This is a genomic window from Microvirga sp. P4_G7, from assembly GCF_056401005.1.
Genome location: NZ_JBFUKD010001165.1, coordinates 1 through 581, shown reverse-complemented (window position 1 = coordinate 581; position 581 = coordinate 1). Strand labels below are relative to the sequence as shown.

Here is a 581-nt window from a genome sequence, read left to right as displayed (position 1 = left end):
CCCCTATATTCTGCTCACCGCCGACCATGCCGCGCCGCAACTCGTCAAACATCGCGGCGCCCGCAAGAGAAAAGGCGACTATTACGGCCCCTTCGCGAGCRTATGGGCGGTCAATCGCACGATCAACGCACTGCAGCGCGCGTTTTTGCTGCGCTCGTGCAACGACAGTTATTTCGAGAACCGCACGCGGCCTTGCCTCCTGTATCAAATCAAGCGCTGCTCGGGGCCGTGCACGAATGAGATCGCGACCGAGGATTACGCCGAACTCGTCGAGGAAGCGCGGGGCTTCCTTTCGGGAAAATCGAATGCGGTAAAGGCGCGAATAACGGCGGAGATGCAACAGGCGTCCGAGGATCTCGAGTTCGAGCGCGCGGCGCGCTATCGCGATCGTTTGGCGGCGTTGTCAGCCATCCAGGGCGTGCAGGGAATCAACACGCAATCGATCGAACAGGCCGACGTCTTTGCGCTCGATGAGCAGGCCGGCCAGTTCTGTGTCGAAGTGTTCTTCTTCCGCAACTGGCAGAACTGGGGCAATCGCGCGTATTTTCCGAAAGCCGACAAGTCGATGTCGCCGGAAGAGG

The 581-nt window shown here is 60.0% G+C and carries 1 protein-coding gene; it reads left to right on the top strand.

The window, feature by feature from the left end; translation table 11 throughout:
- On the top strand, positions 1-581 hold a 581-nt coding region (locus tag AC1DT3_RS23660), incomplete at both ends, for a UvrB/UvrC motif-containing protein (protein ID WP_477467584.1).